Here is a 16492-nt window from a genome sequence, read left to right as displayed (position 1 = left end):
GATGATGAGACGAATGGTTACAGGCCTGGCAGGGCTGATGGTTCTTTTTGTTCTGTTGGGAATGGTAACAACGGATGGGGTTGCGGCCCCGGAAAAGAAAAAATTGATTTCCCTTGGAAAACAGACAATCGTTAACGACAAACTTCCCCAGGCCAAAAAGGCCGCAATTTCAGACGCCCTGTACCGTTCGGTTGAACGGGTTGTGCTGGACACACTCTCCCAGGCCGACATCACCGGTAACCTCGACCTTATTTACGGCCAGGTACTTTCAGACGCTGAACGCTACGTTGAAACCTACCGGGTACTTGCCGAGGTTGAACGAGAGGGTCAATACCTGGTTGCTGTGGAATCTGCTGTCAACACCCCGGCCCTGGAAGAGGTCTTTACACGGACCGGTATTGTTAATACTGAAAAAATGAACCCTTCGGTTTTGCTGCTGATCAGCGAACAGTCCTATAACGAAGTGCTCTCCCGGTACTGGTGGGGCAAGAACCCGTTGCCCTATACTTCCTTTGCAGAGGGTTCCCTGATTGATATCCTTGAAAAAAAGGGTTTCACCCTTGTGGGAAAAGGGCCTGACCGGCCGAACCTTGAAGCCCTTGGTATCGCCTTTGATTTTGTCCACGATTCCGTGGGGGCACTCAAGCTTGCCGGAGCACTCAAGGCAGATATTCTTGTCATGGGAAGGGCCAGGGCTGACGAACCATCCAACCGCATGGGCGATGAACGATCCTACCCGGCGACGGTTGACCTGGAGGTCTTTGTCGTGGAAACGGGTGAACCCATGGGCACCATTGATCAATCTGCCGTTGCCAAGAGCAGTGTGGAATCAGAGGGGCCAAACCAGGCCCTGGCCCAGGCCGGAGATCTTGCGGCAGAGGCCCTTTCGGCAAGGGTCAGCGATTTCTGGTCGGCCCGTCCGCAGACCGTTCACGCCATTGAAACCCGGGTGGAGGGGACCGACTACCTGTCTAGTTTTATCCTGCTCCGAAAGGTGCTGAATGACATGCCCGGCATCCAGGATGTCAAGACCAAGGAGCTTGGATCAGATCGGGCCATGGTGGAGATCATGTTCAAGGGCAATGCCGAAACCCTTGCCAACAACCTCATGCTCAAGACCTTTGACTTGTTTACCATTGAGATTTCAGAGGTGACGCCTTCGTCAATGGTCCTTCGGTTTGTCACCCAAAAGGATGTGGCGCCGGTTCCTGAATCTGAAATAAAAAAGGCATATATTTCAGAATAGCCGTTGTAATATTCTTGACAAAACCTTGCCGGGATGGTAATTAGTTTTCCGAATCATATAGGCGCGTAGCTCAGTTGGTAGAGCGCTACCTCGACACGGTAGAAGTCAGCAGTTCAAGCCTGCTCGTGCCTACCATAAAATCAAGGGTTTACAGTCAAACGGCTGTAAACCCTTTTTGATTTTGCTACCATTTTGCTACCACTATTTTAAAACCGCATCCTCTAACCTGCAAGCTGCCTCCCGGTTTGTTCCCTTCATCAAATGAGCATAAACATTCAGTGTCACTGTCGGGTTGCTGTGGCCCAACTGTGCTTGAATATATTTGATATTTTCCCCCTGGTCAATTAATAAGCTGGCATATGTGTGCCGCATATCGTGAAAGCGGATCCTCTCCAGCTTGGCCGCCTTGAGCCCTGGCAAAAAATATCTGTTAACCATGTTGTTATGATTCATCGGGTTGCCCTTCGCCGTGGGGAATACCAAATCGAGCCCCCCAGGGGGACAAGCAAGCCGCCATTTTTTTAATTTCTTGAGCATGACCGGCCCGATATCTATCTTGCGGTTTGAGCCCTTTGTTTTGGTATCATAAAACCGCTGGTTGTTAAAACTGCGCTGTATGTGGATCTGACTGTCCCCCCATAATATATCTGACCACTTGAGCCCCAAAAGTTCCCCCTGCCTGGCGCCACTGAAAATAGCCAATGAAAACAGTACATGGTATTTCTGTTCTGTGACCACCTCCAGGAAAGCGGTTATCTGGTCATGGGTAAGAATCTGTATCTTGTCGGCCCCGTCTGTTTCCTCTCCCTGGCTTTTTGGCATGTCTGCATAGTCCAGGGGGTTCCTGGGGCAATAGCCCCTTTTCACCGCAAGGTTGAATATTTGCCGCAATGAAACAAGAATTTTCCTCAGGGTCGATAGGTTCATCCCGGCCGCCTGTCGGTCGGTGATAAATTTTTCCACCCGTTGAATTGTGATCTGGTGGATTTTTAAATTCTTGAACTCAGGAAAATGATTTTTTGTATGGCCCTCGTAAACGGCCCAGGTGGATGCACGGATGTTCATTTTTTTATGATCAAGCCATTCTTGCGCCACCTGGTCAAAGGTCGGTGTCTTTTTGGGGGAAATATAATTACCTGTGGCAAGGTCATCCTCTACCTTTCGGAGTTCTTCCTTGGCGGCTTTAAGGGTTGTTCCCTTGGGCATGGTGATCCATTTTCTCTTGCCCTCCAGGTCGTAAAAATCAAGCACGTACCTGTCACGCCTTTTTGCTATTTTCGCCATGCTATCCCCCTTTTAATTCTGTGTCCCCACTTTCCTATCACCACCCCGACAAAAAAACCAGCCCCCGGATAAAGGAGCTGGTTTCCGGTGATCTCATTTTTTTAGAACAATGGCGGTTCTGGTGCTTCGATGCTCCCCACCACCCTGCCCAAACTCTGATTGAACATGCGGACCACCTCCACAGCTCCCCGGATGTTGTCAATGAGAATATCCCTCTTTATGATATCAACGCCGGGATTGCCAAGGGCCTTAATGGAGTTTTTAAAATATTGGTCTATTGAATGCCTGAATACGACTGTTTCAATCTCAACTGTGCTTTCGGTCTTATCCATGGTTGGCCTCCTTTTCCTCCCGGATTACCTCACGGATAATTTCAATGACACGATCCCGGCCAAAATCCTCAACGGCTGCCCGGATCTCCTTAAGCTCCTGGTGGGAAAAATTATCCCACGGTGGAGTTTTTTCAATCGGTGTCTGGATTTCTTGATTTTCTGTAGGATTGCTGGTAGGAATGGATTTAGCCATGATTCATCTCCTTGATAGATGTTTTGTGGTTAGGCCCTGCCGGGTGGTGAGTCACCTGGTGGGGCTGTTTTATTGGTTCTTCAAATTTTTAACAGCCATTCTGATATTGGCATCCGTCCAGGGCTTGCCTTTGGCCGTCTTAATTCCCTGGTCATTCAATCGGTCGGCTTTATCCTTCCAGGTGCCGGGTTGGTTGGCAACGTCCAGCAGGAGTTTTTCCAGGGGCATAGGCTCAATGGGTATTGGCTCCGGCTCAGGCGAACCATAAGCCACATCAATGGCCCGTTCAACTATTTCCGGTGTAGTTGCCCCGGTCTTTTCCCGTTGCTCGGCAATTAGATCCATGGTTCCCTGGTGAACCATTACATTCAGGTGCTTTAATCCCTGGTCTCGTTGCTTTTGCTGCCAGCGTTTAGCCCTGGCGTTTGCCGTTGCTCTTAGTTCTTCGATTGTTTTGGTCGGTCTTGCCATGTTAAAATCCTCTAAAATTACCGTTTATAATTCACGGTAAACCCATTAAATGAGCTTGTCAACTATTTTTTTAATTACCGTTAATGTTTTGCGTTAAGTAATGGGGTATCATGCAAGAAAAATTACAGGTGGGACAAATGTCCCACCCACCGCAACCACCTGTAATGATGAGGAAAAAGGTGGCAACACTGGCAACAAATCAAACCCCGTTCATCATCCCATAGCCCGTAAATTTTTTCTTTCGCCGGATCATTTCTTTGGCATCCAGGGCCTTGGTGTGCCGCAACTTCGGCTGAAAAATTGCCGTCAACAACGCAATGCACATATCAAGGTCGGAATTCAGGTCCGGGCCTTGTGGCTTCAAGGTTTCATCATTCACATAGGGGCAACCCTGGCAGGTAAACGGCTTATTATCGACCGTGGCCTTGTCCAGGCATTCAGAATATTTTTTACACCAAATTTGACGCATAGAGCCCTCCAGGGGTAAGAAATTAGAAAGGCCCCGTATCTCGACCAGGAGTGGGGCCTTTCCAACTTTACAAACAGAAAACACTTTGAAGATCACACTAAGGAGCAGAAACCTGTAGTGTCTACCTTTTGTTTAATGTGGCAGGTTAGAGCGCCACATACTGCTTATTCGTCCCTTGCGCCCAGGGTGATAAATGGGCTCAGGGTCACAGTTCCGTTCAGGGGTGTTACAGGGGCAGACCATGTGCTCATACCGTCCACCCGGACAATCAGGCGGTAGTCGGTCATGTCCTCGGTCCAGCCTGGCGCATTGCTGATATCAAGGGAAAGGTCTTTCCGCAGTCCTACGGCATACTGGGTGAAGTCAACCAGGTTAATATCTCCCTGGGCTCCCAGGCTGGCGCAATGTTCTGTGAAAATCACGGGGATTCCAAAAATGGAGAACGTGCCGTTGGACTCGTTCAGCAGGGGGGCATGTGTCCCGTATGTTTCACCAATGGGTACATAAATTTCAAGCAATGACTGCATACAATCTTGATTGCATAACCAGACTGCATTCTTGTATGATCCAGGGGCAAGCCGGGCATACATCTTTGACAAATTCCGGTAAACAATGGTTCCCTCTGTCTGGCTGGTTTCTTTTGCAACGGTGATCAAGGCCGGGTTCGCAGTCGTCAGAACCCCGGCTGGTTTTGCCACGCCATCGCCGTTTATAAAATTTGAGTCCAGACCAAACCCAACGGACGTTTTAAGGGCAAATTCAAGCTGTTGGGCAAAAGACATGCCGTCATCTTTCAGCTCGTTGCTGATCTGGGCAAAAATGGCACCCTTACGGGCCTTTAGGGTCAAGACTTCCATTTTGCCGGTCTGCCGGGTCCCGGTCTGGGCCTCACCTAACCACTGCATTTTAAAACCGCCGAACAGGGTGCCGCCGCTGTGATCCTTGCCGGACCAACCAGGAACAACACGTTCAGAGCTTTTCATTGGCCAAACCTGCGCCCTGGTTCGTACAATTTCAGCAGGAAGGGAAGAGTCAAGCCACTTGGCCGCAAACTCTGTGGGGACTGAAAAACCGCCATCCTCAGAAACGCCCTCGATCATGGATCTCTTTTCACTCCGGGTGCGTTTCAGGCGCTCGTCATGCCGTCCAGAAAGTAGGACATTAAGAAATTCGTCCGGGTCTTTCCAGCTATCACGGGAAAGGGGCTCACCTACGGCAAACATGCCACGATAGGAACGATCTTCTGTGGGCCTGGTGTGGTCCCTTGTGGAAAACTGGCCGCCGAGCTGACCGCCAGCCGGTGGGGTTACATAGGATTTGTCAAGGTCATCAAGGAGCTGCCGTTCCTCGGCCCCTTGCTCGATATCGGTTTTAAGGTCCTGGCACTCGCTCAGGAGGGTGCGCTTTTCGGTCTTTTCTTTGTCCGAAAGACGATCCTGTCCAACAAGGTCCTTTAGTCTCTGTGCTTTTTTTGCAAGGGCCGCTTTCATTTCTTCTAAGTTCATTTTTTTTAAGCCTTTTTTTGAAGATTGAATTTTAAAATCGTTTCAGTTTTTGGCTTAAAACAGTGATTCGGTCTCGAATATGGTTTAAGGTCTGTTTTGTTGCGGATCTTCACAAAAAGGGCAAATCGGTCTCGATGATTCTTGTTCGGGTCCAGTTATGGTTTATTTTACTAAAGTACTGAAATAAAGCAAGCAATTTAAATCATTATTTTGTAATTATTTCAGTACTTTACTTTGTTTTACTTGTTGGTACTTTTAAGCCTGAAAGCTCATTATTAATAAATACTCCCTGACCATATGTGGTCGTGCTGAATGCCCAGGAGTTTAAACGCCTTGAGCATGGCCGCCTGACTCTCTTTCTCGATTTTCAAGCCTGGGTGTGCGTGTGATACCCCGGATCTCTCGGTTTTCTGGATCATGCCTTCCTTGGCCACGAGCTGCCGGGCCTGTTTTGCTCGGTCCATTGCCTCAAGGCCCGATTGAAACAGGGCAAGCCGGGCAGGGGATTTGATAATGGTCCCTGCATACTCAAGCCATATGGATTCTGCCGATTCTGATAGGTGTGCTGGCGCTTCGATTGCTTCTGATTTCTTTTTCATGGTTTTTGCTCCTGATAACTTTTATGTTTTTGACCCCTGGTGTTTATTTTGGCATGGGGAAAGTTTTCCTGCCATATATCGGTCTACGTGTTAAGACTGTGGTCTTTGAATGGCCCCCTGGGGGTAGCTGGTGCCGTTGGCCGGTGCCGCTGTGCAACTTTTAATAAAAAATGCTTTAGGTACGTTTTTTACAACTTACTAATCAAAAGACTGCCCATTCGGTGGGCAGATATAAATTAACGATATGACTTTTTACCCCCATACCCCCTGGCCATCATCGCCCACCATCCGGCACCCATCCAACCATCACCGATCCATTGCGCACCATCCGCAGCGTGACCGTGCCGCCGTCACCCCATGCCCTCGTCTGCTTCTCGCTGATCCGTACTCCATCGGGTATGCCTTCCAGAAGGGAACGAAGATCCTTCATGGTGCGCATCCTGTTGGGCCTGTCTGCCTTGTCCATCAATCACACCCTCCGTCTGTCTGTCGTCCCTGCATCCTCCACCCGATCCAGCCACGCCCTAAAGTCAAGGCACCGAAGCTGAATCAATCCCAGGTGACGCCTGATCTGTTTCGGGTCGTTGGCCTGGCGGATCTGGTCCAGGTCGCCGGATAATAATTTTAGCCGGGTGTTCTTCTCGTGTTGGTCGGTGCTGTTCATGGTCTTAATCCTGTTTGGTTTTTATGCTGTGCAGTTCTGGTTGCCTTCTCGTCTCCCTGACCACAATCAGGGTGACGATTACAACAGAATCGTCCCCCCTGTAAGGGGTAGGTTTTTGTAATCGTCAAGACGCTTGATTGACGCGGTTCTCGACGATTATGAGGCCCATTTATAATCGTGGCCGTTGTAATCGTCAAGACCGTTGTCAATAGGGGCTTTGACGATTACAAGTGGTTTTTTATAACCGTCAACAATCGTCACTTTTATAATCGTCAACAATGAAAACCAACCTTTTTGACGATTACAAATCCACTTTTATAATCGTCAACACAAAAACCGTTAAAAGCCTTGTCAATAGGGGGTCTGACGATTACAAATGGTTTTTTATAATCGTCAATAATCGTCAAGACCTTTCACCCGTAACCGGAACCAAAACCTCCTTGGCATTCCTGCCCGGATTGGTAAATTCCTTCCTTAAAAGTCCCTCGTCCATCAGCCACTTGATAACCGGCTCCATGTCTTTGGATCTTGCAAAATTGGAATGGTTTGTTTTTATATCCTGGCAAATATCTTTTCCAGCCGGTGTCGCAACCAACTCTGAATAGGTATATCTTTTGGGGTCATCAACAAGCAGATCGAACAGGGTTCCCCCCAGGAGCTCAAGTCTCCCTTGTTTAAAATCGACGTATTCAAGCACCCCAGAATTGCCACGCTTAAAATAGATTTGCCCGTTCATGTCTGCCGCATAATTTGACTTGGGAACATCAAGCGCCACATAACCCCTGGGGTTGTCAATTCCGTACCTGTCAGCCGTCTCCTGGTCCATCCGCACCATACCTGCTTGCCACCGGCAACCATCGACAATGGCCGACGCCCCTCTGCTCATATTTTGGGATATTTTGCCTCCATCCTGTTTGGATGTATGGTGTGCAAATAGAATATTAAGATTGTATTCCTTGGAAAGGTATTCCAGGCATTGAATCCATTGAGTCGCATGGTCATTATTATTTTCATCGAGTCCATAAAAACGGCTTTTGGGGTCAATGATCAAGACTTCCAGCCCATCATATAAGCGGATTGTTTCTTCCAGCCATTTAAAGCCTGGTGCTCTCCTGGGGCGGTTTCCGTCAAGCTCCATCAATGGCCCGACCTCACCAACTGTTGACGCACCATAAAGAAGCTCAGGGAAATTACCCCCGGTGATATTCCACATGCGCCGGTTTATCTCGTCCTGGTCATCTTCGCCGCAGATGATCAACGTTTTGGTCGGCCTTGGGGCTTTAATCGGCCCGAGACTCCCCCCTGCGGCTAATGTGGCCCCCAGGGAAAATAAAAAGAAGGTTTTACCAGTCCCGCCGGTGGCAGTGATTACCCCAACAGTTTTCTTTGGTAAAAATCCAACCCCATTACAGGTTAAAATAAATTCCCTGCTTGGTGGGCAAGCAATGACATTCTTTTTGAATGATGTTGATCCGGGCCCCTGTGGTGGGAAGTTTAGAGCATCCCGTAAACAGTTTTTCCGTATTCCCTCAACGTGCTCTGTCAAAGCGTCGATATCCACACCCTTTGACGCTGCATCTACAAGACGTTGCGCTCGTGAAAGGATCTCCCGTCTTGTGGCACAATCAGAAATAATCCTGGCATATGCGCCGGCATTCATGGCCATCGGTGCGGAGTCGGCAATTTCAACGAGATACGCTGCCCCACCAATGGCATCCAGTTCCCCGGATGTTTTAAGCCATGAGGCAACAGTTGTTAAGTCAATAGGCTCATTCTTATGGAATAAAGCGACCATGGCCCGATAAATCTTTTGATGGGGACTTGAATAAAAAGATTTTGGGGATAGGTCGGCGCATTCAGCAAAGGCCTTATCGTCAATCAGACAAGCACTGATCAATGACTTTTCGGCATCCTCGTCGCTGTCTCCAGGTTTCAAGGTTGTGATCCCAGGCAATGCCGCCTTGAGCTGGTCAACCTTGCTCCCGTTCGCTGCTCCCCATGGCTGTGGGGCTGCCGGTGCTGCCGGTGACGTATAGTCCTGGCCCTGGTCCGGTTTTTGCAATTTTGATTCGCTAAAATCAAACATAGGCCCCCTTAATACCAATTCGGGTTAAGCTGTAAATTGACAATCCCATTGTCACAGCTCGCCCAAAGGTTGCAACTGGACACACCGCTTTCAACCTCAAATTTGACGCTTGAATAGGACAACCCTGTTGCCTGTGAAAGGTCTTTAATGGTTGTTGGGCTGAAAGGGAAAGGTTCATATCCCATCATTAATTCAATTCGCTTATACATGGCCTTGCGTTGAAGACCTCTAAACCTGTGCTGGTCATAGCTCATGCCTGGCCCCCTATTTCACCCGTTGTTCTAAAAACCACGCTTCCACCTCAGATTTGCGGAAACGTAAATCCCTACCAATTTTGAAACGTGGGATTGATCCCGGCCCCGTTTGCATGGTAAGGGCATAACCCTTTGTCTTTGGGAGTTTATACTCTTTGCAAAGGTCCTTGAATGTCCATGTTTCGTCATCGGCTGGCTGTGGGGCTGGTGCTGCCTGGTTGTTTAGAAGAGCATGGAAAAGGGCTTCAAAGTCTTCTGGAATGTCGATTTTTAATGTGATTTGCTTCATGGTGTTCTCCAGGTTTGAAGTCACCACCATTGACCTTAATCCGTCCTTAGGATAGAATAGAAGGGTCTAAACGATGACTTCTTGGTAGGGGTTTGTCGTGCTGACAATCGCCCCCCGGAGAACGCCAATTCTCTTGGGGGGCAACTCTTTTTTTATTTCTTCAAAATCTCTTTCATCTGCTCATAATGGTAAAGATCGTTAAGCAAGACCTGAATCACACCATTAGAAATCGTAGCCTCGATCTTGAACCCACCACGTTGTTCATAATCAAAATTCTGATCTTGAAAAAACAAAGTGATATGTTTTTCTGTGGGCAGATCGTCTTGATAAAGTCGGAAAGTGATTTCTGCCTCAGGAACAGACCGGTTAACCGTTATTGATTCTGGCCTCCTGTCTTCGCTGTCCTCTACCCCCATTCGATGAAAGTATTTCATGAAAGCATCCCCAAGGGTAAAGCCGTCTTTTGTCTCCAAACTCATTAACCGGGTTACCGCTTCTGGTGCATCTTTCGGCATCTCGGCCCCGAGCACGGCGAAAACGATACTTCGAATGTCTTCTTTCTCCATCTCGGCCCCGCCACGGCCCCGCCCCTTTGTGTCAATAATCCCGGCTTTCCGTAATTCTGCCACATACCCAACAATCCGGCTTTTAGGAACCCTGGTTAAACTTGCCAAAACTTCAGTTACTATTGTGCTGCTTACCATTTTGAACTCCTCAAAATAAAAAAATTGATCCGATGAAAAGGATTGTATGATTTTAAAAAACAGGTGTCAAGTAAAAATAATAGAATTGTGTTTTTAATTTATGGATTCATTTTTTAAAAGGGAAAATTGCCCAACTGAAGGATATATAGCAGGGCATCAAAACTGCTACCAGATTGCTACCAATTTAAAAAATATTAGGGTGGAACAAGAAGGATTAAAAAAGAATAGAAATTTAAAAACGGCTGAAAATAAAGGGTTGCAGACACTAAACAAGAAAATAATATATAATAAAAACAAGCCTTTATCAGATCGACACGGTAGAAGTCAGCAGTTCAAGCCTGCTCGTGCCTACCATAAAAAATTAAGGGTTTACGGAATTTTTCGTAGACCCTTTTTTGATTCTGGTCCCTGTTTTAAAAATAATCTTTTCAAGTCTGCCTGTTTTTGTCGTTCAATCCCTTGATTGTGTCCTAAACTTTCACATCCCTTGACGCCATATGGGTAAAGAATCCTGCAGTCAAGCGCCACTGTAAAGATTGACATGGAACGGTAAATGTGATTGTGTATTGCCTCTTTGATTCTATATGAAACAGTCACTGGGGTTTCACAAACAGTGGTGTTTCATGGTTGGTTGTGGCCCGAGTCATCAACCACCCTAAGGGAATCTCTTGTGGTAAAGTGTAACGAGGAATAAAACGTGTCGTTGTTTTCAAATTCAGTGTTCTTATTGGTATTTATCATCATCACCGGATATCTTCTGGGAAAAATCACGGTGATGACATTTTCATTTGGTTCCTCTGCTGTCATTTTCATTGCACTCATATTCGGATATTTCGGTTACCAGCTGCCAACGGATTTTCAGACCCTTGGGCTTGTACTCTTCATCTACTCCATCGGCATTCAGGCAGGTCCCGGTTTTCTCTCTTCGTTCAGGGCCAATGGGGTCGCATTGAGTATTGGTGCTGGGGTGATCGTCGTTTCCGGTTTTGCAGCCTCTCTCCTCTGCTCCTGGTTTTTCGGGTTCAATGAAAGTATCTGTGCCGGTCTTTTTACAGGAGCCCTTACCAGTACGCCGGGGCTTGCTGTGGCTGTGGAAATGGTAACTGGAACCCATGTTGCGGCAGCCTACGGTCTGACATATACCTTTGGTGTCATTGGTGTGATTGTTTTTGTAAAGGTTGTCTCCCGGATCATGCAGGTTGATGTTGTTGTTGAAGAAAATAAAATCGCAGACGAGCTTAGAAAGTCCCATCGTCCCATGACGTTCAGACATATTGAGGTGACCAATCCGAATCTGTTTGGTAAATGCATAAAGGAAATTTTTCTGGATAAGATAGCACCGGTTACCATCACACGGCTTTTGAGGGCCGGAGAAAAAGAGCCTGTGCTGGTCGACGGAGAAACCGTTCTCATGAAAGGGGACCATCTCAGGGTGGTCGGTCTTGAAGAAAATCTGAGCAGCATCATGCTCTATATCGGGAAGAAAATTGAAGGGGAAATAGAGTTTAATTCTGTTTTGAAAAAACGAAGAATCAGTGTTACGAAAAAGGAAATTCTTGGTAAAACATTGGGGTCCTTGAATTTAAGGGAAATCTTTAATGTTCAGGTGTCGAGGATCACAAGAAATGGTATGGATATCCCTGCCCAGGCAAACATGCGGGTTAATATGGGCGATATCTTTCATGTGGTCGGTCAGGATAAAACCTTGAATAACGTCCAGAAGTACCTGGGAAATAATATTTCCGAGCTTTATACGGTCAATGTGATATCCATTTTTACAGGAATTCTTGCCGGGTTTGTCATCGGGCAGATTCCCCTGACCATTCCAGGGCTCGGTATTTTAAAGCTGGGTGTCACCGGGGGCGTTCTTGTCGCTGGCCTGGTGCTAAGTGCCCTTAAAAAGACCGGGGTGGTGATATGGTTTGTGCCGTCGGCCACCAATTCCCTGATCCGGGATATCGGACTGTATCTGTTTCTTGCTGTGATCGGAACCACTGCGGGTTCGACCATTGTCAGCACCATCAAGGAATTCGGTATGCCGCTTTTAATTTCCGGAATTATCGTTACCCTGTTTCCGCTGATTGTTTCAAGTTTTGTCTGTACCAAAATTCTTAAAATTTCATTTTTAAGAATGCTGGGGGTGCTCACCGGGGGCATGACAAGCACGCCCGGGCTTGCTGCAGCAACCACCATAAGCAATACTCCCTATGCCTCTACGGCATATGCCACGGTATACCCTGTTGCCCTCATTGGAATGATTCTCTGTACAAAATTAATTGTTTTTTTGATCTGATACCCAGGTCCCCAGCCCTGTGCCAACTTGTGACATTCCCGAAGTTTCTTGATGATGGACAGTATTTGCAGTCTGGAACCCGTGTATTCCTGGAAATGGGCTTGCAAGCTGTCTGAAATCGGCTTAAGCTCATGATCGCAATAAATAAAGAGAAACTTGTTCATAACAGAGCCATCAGGGTATGGGACCCGGATAAATGATTAAAAATTCTTTGCCTGAACCCATTTTTATTCATGGTAAAAGTAACAGCCAAATTGCGTTATATCGGTACGCGAATCCGTCCAGCACATTTTTTCCCGTGATATTAACCCACGGCACATTTTCCAACGCATTGATTTGTGCAAAAATAGCAGAATTTTTGAATGACAATGGATTTGAGTGCTGGATTTATGAATGGGTCGGCCATGGACGCAGCAAATACGGAGCCCTTTATCCCGATGTTGAAGACTTTGCCATTAATGATGTTCCTGCCGTGGTTCAAGCGATTTTAGCCAAAACAGATAAACCCTCGTGCATTTGGGTTGCCCACAGTGGCGGTGGTTTTTTACCGCTTATTTATATGGCAAGAAATGTTCATCAGCAGCATAAAATTGAAGCAATTGTGGGGCTGGGTTCTCAAACAAGCGGGGCGGGAAAAACATGGACAGGTAAGCTTGCTACAAGAATCGTCCCCATGATAATTGGAATGATCGGTAAAGTTCCCGGCCCGCTGTTTGGATTGGGACCGGAAGATGAGATTTCAGGATTTCTAAGGCAATGGTGTCAATGGAACCGTTCAGGACAGTGGATCGGAAAAGATGGGTTCAATTATTACAATGCAATGAAACAGATTCAGATCCCAACCCTTTTGATTGCAGGAGGCAGCGATTCCATTGCTCCTCCCAATGGATGTCAGCAATTGCTGCAGTCCCTGGGCAGCACCCGAAAGAAATTTGTTTTATGCTCAAAGGCTAGGGGATACATGGAAGATTATAATCATCCAAGACTCATTGCCAGCAGAAATTCTAAAACCGAAATATGGCCGGTTGTGCTGGAATTTATTCGTTAATAGACGGGTTTAAAAAGGCGTTTTTTGAAAGGTGTAAGGCTGGGAAAAGATCCAGGTCAAGTGTGCACTTCAGATGGGAGGCAGACCAGATCGCTGAACACATAGGTGCAAGGTGAGAAGACATCCAGGTCAAGAGTGCACCGATTCAGAGGAATCCACCCATTTTTTCAGCAGCATGGGAGCATCGCAGAAGATGGATGATTTCAAGGGACATTTGGCGTCCAGCACCCCGCCGTCCATCATGACCGAGACAGGAGAATCCGAAGAGACCACGATGACAATGACATTTTCATGTTCAGCCGTGAATCGCAGGGCTGAGTTAAACCGTGCACCCCGGGCCCTGTGCTCATTCGGGATATGATGACCGTCCAGGAGACAGGCAAATTCGTGAAGTTTCAGATCAGCCGTGATATGGAGGGCACCGTCCACCCGGGACAGGGATTTGGCCAATTCGAATTCGTCATGGTTTTTAAGATCAAGGGGGTGTTCAAGACATTGGCTTGAGATAAAAACAGGGGGGGTATTCAGATCAACCACAATGGCGCAGCCATGGCGAAGATTTGCGGCATTGTGAACAATTTCGGAAATCATTTTAAACAGGGTGGCTACATCTTTAGAATCCATGTTTGAATCCAGCAATGCCTCTTCCACCTGTACAAGTTTTGCTTTGCGGGTGGTTGACTGGAAGCATCCATCTGAAAAAGAGCAGACTTTATCGTTGTTCAGCGCTAAAAATCCGTATGACCCCTTAAATTTGGCAGAAATGGAAAAAACAGGACAGTCACCCTTGATTATACCAATGATTGTTTTTTCATCTGCAACAAGTTTCCGATCTGAGTTTTCAACGCTCTGGAGCAGCTTCCTGATATGTTTGATTTTTCCCAGTTCAGGCCGTTCTGCTTTGGGAAACTTTGCAATGAACTGCAGTTTGGCTAGAGAGCGCTTTTCCACGAAGATCAGCTTGCCTTTTGGCCATGAACCCTCTTCCGGGGTTCTGGATATTTTGAGTACGGCTTCTAAAATGGGATAGATCCTCATCCGTGTGTCCCATCCGATCAATACATTCATTTCATCCACGATATAGTCCCGGACTGCATGGGTGGCATACTCTTTCAAAAAATTGCCCGAGATCCCTGTATACAGGTCTTCTTCATTGGCCACATCATGGGATAACCGCCAGACGGTTTGTTCGAGCCAACGTTCGGTGGGGCCGATGGAGCACATGTCTGGATGGTGTTCGGTAAACCACATCTGGTAAACAACCGAGCTGGATCGTCCCCCGTAGGAAATCAGTCCGGCCAGCTCCAGATTTTTTTCCAGAATCAGATTGCTGAATTTTTTTTTGTCATACCCGATGGCAGTTTTTTTTTGCCATGCATCTGAATCAATGTACAACTCCTTGAACTTGGGCTCATGACCGAGCAGCAGGTTTTGTGGATCATAAATGTAGATGGGATCTTCGGGTTTAATCGAATAAATTATTGCAGTCCTGCTCGGCCCGGAAAAATGGGTCAGTCCATCCCGCAACCCCTCTGCGGTTTGCTTAATACACATGTGTGAAAAGGTAAACTCATCCATACGCAGATTCTCCTTGTGTTGCCGAGGCTCCTAGGATTTGGAGCATGAACTTTACCGGATACCAATGGAGATCAGGACGCCATGGCCGGAAAGTAGATCTCAAAGGTAGCGCCTTTTCCCACCTGGCTCTTGACAACAATGAATCCCCGGTGGCTCTTGACGATGCCATAGGCAGATGCAAGTCCGAGACCTGCTCTTTCCTGGTCAGTCTGCTTTTTTGTCGTAAAAAAGGGTTCAAACACCCGTTCTTGAACTTCGGGGGGCATGCCCACGCCCGTGTCCCTGACCGAGATGCAGACATACCGTCCCGGTTTTACGTCAAACGGATAGTTATGGTTCCGTTTGATCACCGTTTTTTTCATACCCACGTAGAGGTCACCTCCCTGGGGCATTGCCTGGCTTGCATTTACAAACAGGTTAAGCATTACCTGTTCAATCTGGGAGGGATCTGCCTTAACCTTCCATAGGGGCTTTTCATGGGTTGTATGGATGGTTATTTCTTGCCTGCTGCTGGCAAAAAGCTCAAGGGTCTTGATCACAATCTCACCTGGATCAAGGTGCTGAGGTTCATGATTTCCCTTTCTTGCAAATCCGAGAATTCTGCCGGTTAATGATGATGCGCTGGCAAGATGGGCCTCAATGGATGTGGTGTGGGCGATCAGGGGGTGGTCAGGGGAAAGGTTTGATTTAAGGATGGAGATGTGACCCTGTATGCCCATGAGGATATTGTTGAAGTTATGGGCAATCCCCCCGGCCAGGACGCCCAGTGCCTCCATTTTCTGGGCCTGGCGTAGCTGCTGTTGCAGATTGTGCAGTTCCGAGGCATCGGTCAGGTTGACAATATACCCCATGGATAAATCGTCCGGGTTAAAGGGAGATGCACATATGATGCATGCCAGGGATGTGCCGTCCCCCCGGATCAGTTCGGCTTCAATGGTGGCCCTGCCGTGTTGGTTGATCTGGTGTTCCATGCTGGCTTTTTCCCGCTTATAGGTTTCTATGTTAGCAAAGAGGACACTTCCCTTTTTTCCCACAAGCTCTTTTTCTTTGTAACCCAGCATGGCGTAAAACGCCTGATTGACCCATGAAAAGCCGTTTTTTCCGATTCTGCCGATTCCCACTGGGGAGGTCTCAAGGATGGTTTTAAGCCGTGTTTCATCCTGCTGCACCGCTTTTTGATGGAGGGCTTCAAGTTGCCTGAGGGAGTGAATTTCCGCCTCCAACTCCTGGCGGCTCATCTGTTCAACGGCTTTTTTTTTTCTTTTGTCGTCTTTTAACGGCATAGGGCCTGCCCCTGATCCAGAGAGGGTGAATGATAAAAAAATAATCATCTAAGATTTATCAAACACCCTGCGTTTGTCAATTGCTTTTATCGTTGTGCTTTTTTTAGCGCAGGAAAAGGGAAACAGGGTTTTTCTGGAAAAGTGTTTGAATAGTTGTTTTAAAAGTGTTGAGACGAAAACGATCTTGACAATCT

At 47.3% G+C, this 16492-nt stretch carries 19 protein-coding genes and 1 tRNA gene; 5 read left to right on the top strand and 15 right to left on the bottom strand.

Annotated features, from left to right (window positions below):
• Position 1: 1 nt before the first annotated feature.
• Entirely contained in the window at positions 2–1246 is a 1245-nt protein-coding gene (locus tag HRM2_RS23785) for a hypothetical protein (RefSeq protein ID WP_015906565.1), read from the top strand.
• 59 nt (positions 1247–1305) lie between these two features.
• A tRNA-Val gene (locus HRM2_RS23780) sits at positions 1306–1381 on the top strand.
• Between the two features lie 66 nt (positions 1382–1447).
• On the opposite strand, the gene HRM2_RS23775 is transcribed toward HRM2_RS23780, so the two are convergent.
• From HRM2_RS23775 to HRM2_RS23715, 13 genes are all read right to left on the bottom strand, one after another.
• Entirely contained in the window at positions 1448–2530 is a 1083-nt protein-coding gene (locus HRM2_RS23775) for a tyrosine-type recombinase/integrase (protein WP_015906564.1), read from the bottom strand.
• Between the two features lie 101 nt (positions 2531–2631).
• The gene (locus HRM2_RS23770) at positions 2632–2862 is read right to left on the bottom strand and encodes a hypothetical protein (RefSeq protein WP_015906563.1); all 231 of its coding nucleotides are present in this window, start codon (positions 2860–2862) and stop codon (positions 2632–2634) included.
• Complete coding sequence (locus HRM2_RS23765) at positions 2855–3055, bottom strand: hypothetical protein (protein ID WP_041273478.1); 201 nt, start codon at positions 3053–3055, stop codon at positions 2855–2857. Before HRM2_RS23765 ends, HRM2_RS23770 begins: the two co-directional genes overlap by 8 nt.
• A 69-nt stretch (positions 3056–3124) precedes the next feature.
• Positions 3125–3526, bottom strand: coding sequence for a hypothetical protein (locus HRM2_RS23760; RefSeq protein ID WP_015906562.1), 402 nt, complete (start codon positions 3524–3526; stop codon positions 3125–3127).
• 199 nt (positions 3527–3725) lie between these two features.
• A complete protein-coding gene (locus HRM2_RS23755) occupies positions 3726–3995 on the bottom strand; it encodes a hypothetical protein (protein WP_041273477.1) in 270 nt (89 codons plus the stop codon).
• A gap of 164 nt (positions 3996–4159) precedes the next feature.
• On the bottom strand, positions 4160–5500 hold the full coding sequence (locus tag HRM2_RS23750; protein WP_015906561.1) for a phage major capsid protein: 1341 nt from the start codon (positions 5498–5500) through the stop codon (positions 4160–4162).
• 275 nt (positions 5501–5775) lie between these two features.
• Positions 5776–6099, bottom strand: a complete 324-nt coding sequence (locus HRM2_RS23745; protein WP_015906560.1) for a hypothetical protein — start codon at positions 6097–6099, stop codon at positions 5776–5778.
• A gap of 274 nt (positions 6100–6373) precedes the next feature.
• Positions 6374–6565: a hypothetical protein gene (locus HRM2_RS23740; RefSeq protein WP_148214702.1), complete on the bottom strand. Its 192-nt coding sequence runs from the start codon at positions 6563–6565 to the stop codon at positions 6374–6376.
• A gap of 3 nt (positions 6566–6568) precedes the next feature.
• Entirely contained in the window at positions 6569–6763 is a 195-nt protein-coding gene (locus tag HRM2_RS23735; RefSeq protein ID WP_041273475.1) for a hypothetical protein, read from the bottom strand.
• 403 nt (positions 6764–7166) lie between these two features.
• A complete protein-coding gene (locus HRM2_RS23730) occupies positions 7167–8849 on the bottom strand; it encodes an AAA family ATPase (RefSeq protein WP_015906559.1) in 1683 nt (560 codons plus the stop codon).
• An 8-nt stretch (positions 8850–8857) separates the two neighbouring features.
• Positions 8858–9103: a hypothetical protein gene (locus HRM2_RS23725; RefSeq protein ID WP_015906558.1), complete on the bottom strand. Its 246-nt coding sequence runs from the start codon at positions 9101–9103 to the stop codon at positions 8858–8860.
• 10 nt (positions 9104–9113) lie between these two features.
• Positions 9114–9392: a helix-turn-helix domain-containing protein gene (locus HRM2_RS23720; RefSeq protein ID WP_148214701.1), complete on the bottom strand. Its 279-nt coding sequence runs from the start codon at positions 9390–9392 to the stop codon at positions 9114–9116.
• 152 nt (positions 9393–9544) lie between these two features.
• Entirely contained in the window at positions 9545–10096 is a 552-nt protein-coding gene (locus HRM2_RS23715) for a hypothetical protein (protein ID WP_015906556.1), read from the bottom strand.
• 100 nt (positions 10097–10196) lie between these two features.
• Here HRM2_RS23715 and HRM2_RS23710 point away from each other — a divergent pair, with 100 nt between their 5' ends.
• The 3 genes from HRM2_RS23710 (at position 10197) to HRM2_RS23700 (ending at position 13437) form a co-directional block, all read left to right on the top strand.
• Positions 10197–10559 carry a hypothetical protein gene (locus HRM2_RS23710; protein WP_015906555.1) on the top strand — a complete coding sequence of 121 codons (363 nt, stop codon included), beginning with the start codon at positions 10197–10199 and terminating at the stop codon, positions 10557–10559.
• 255 nt (positions 10560–10814) lie between these two features.
• Positions 10815–12389, top strand: a complete 1575-nt coding sequence (locus HRM2_RS23705; RefSeq protein WP_232364140.1) for an aspartate:alanine exchanger family transporter — start codon at positions 10815–10817, stop codon at positions 12387–12389.
• Between the two features lie 298 nt (positions 12390–12687).
• Positions 12688–13437, top strand: a complete 750-nt coding sequence (locus tag HRM2_RS23700) for an alpha/beta fold hydrolase (RefSeq protein WP_232364139.1) — start codon at positions 12688–12690, stop codon at positions 13435–13437.
• Positions 13438–13566: 129 nt separating this feature from the next.
• Here the strand turns inward: HRM2_RS23700 and HRM2_RS23695 are convergent, their stop codons facing one another.
• Together HRM2_RS23695 and HRM2_RS23690 are read right to left on the bottom strand one after the other, a co-directional pair.
• Positions 13567–15015: a diadenylate cyclase gene (locus HRM2_RS23695; RefSeq protein ID WP_015906550.1), complete on the bottom strand. Its 1449-nt coding sequence runs from the start codon at positions 15013–15015 to the stop codon at positions 13567–13569.
• 71 nt (positions 15016–15086) lie between these two features.
• Positions 15087–16298: a two-component system sensor histidine kinase NtrB gene (locus HRM2_RS23690; RefSeq protein WP_015906549.1), complete on the bottom strand. Its 1212-nt coding sequence runs from the start codon at positions 16296–16298 to the stop codon at positions 15087–15089.
• Positions 16299–16492 lie beyond the last annotated feature (194 nt).

The organism is Desulforapulum autotrophicum HRM2, from assembly GCF_000020365.1.
GTDB classification, from domain to species: Bacteria; Desulfobacterota; Desulfobacteria; order Desulfobacterales; family Desulfobacteraceae; genus Desulforapulum; species Desulforapulum autotrophicum.
Note: the sequence above shows the minus strand (reverse complement) of the source record. Positions and strands in the feature narration are given on the sequence as shown.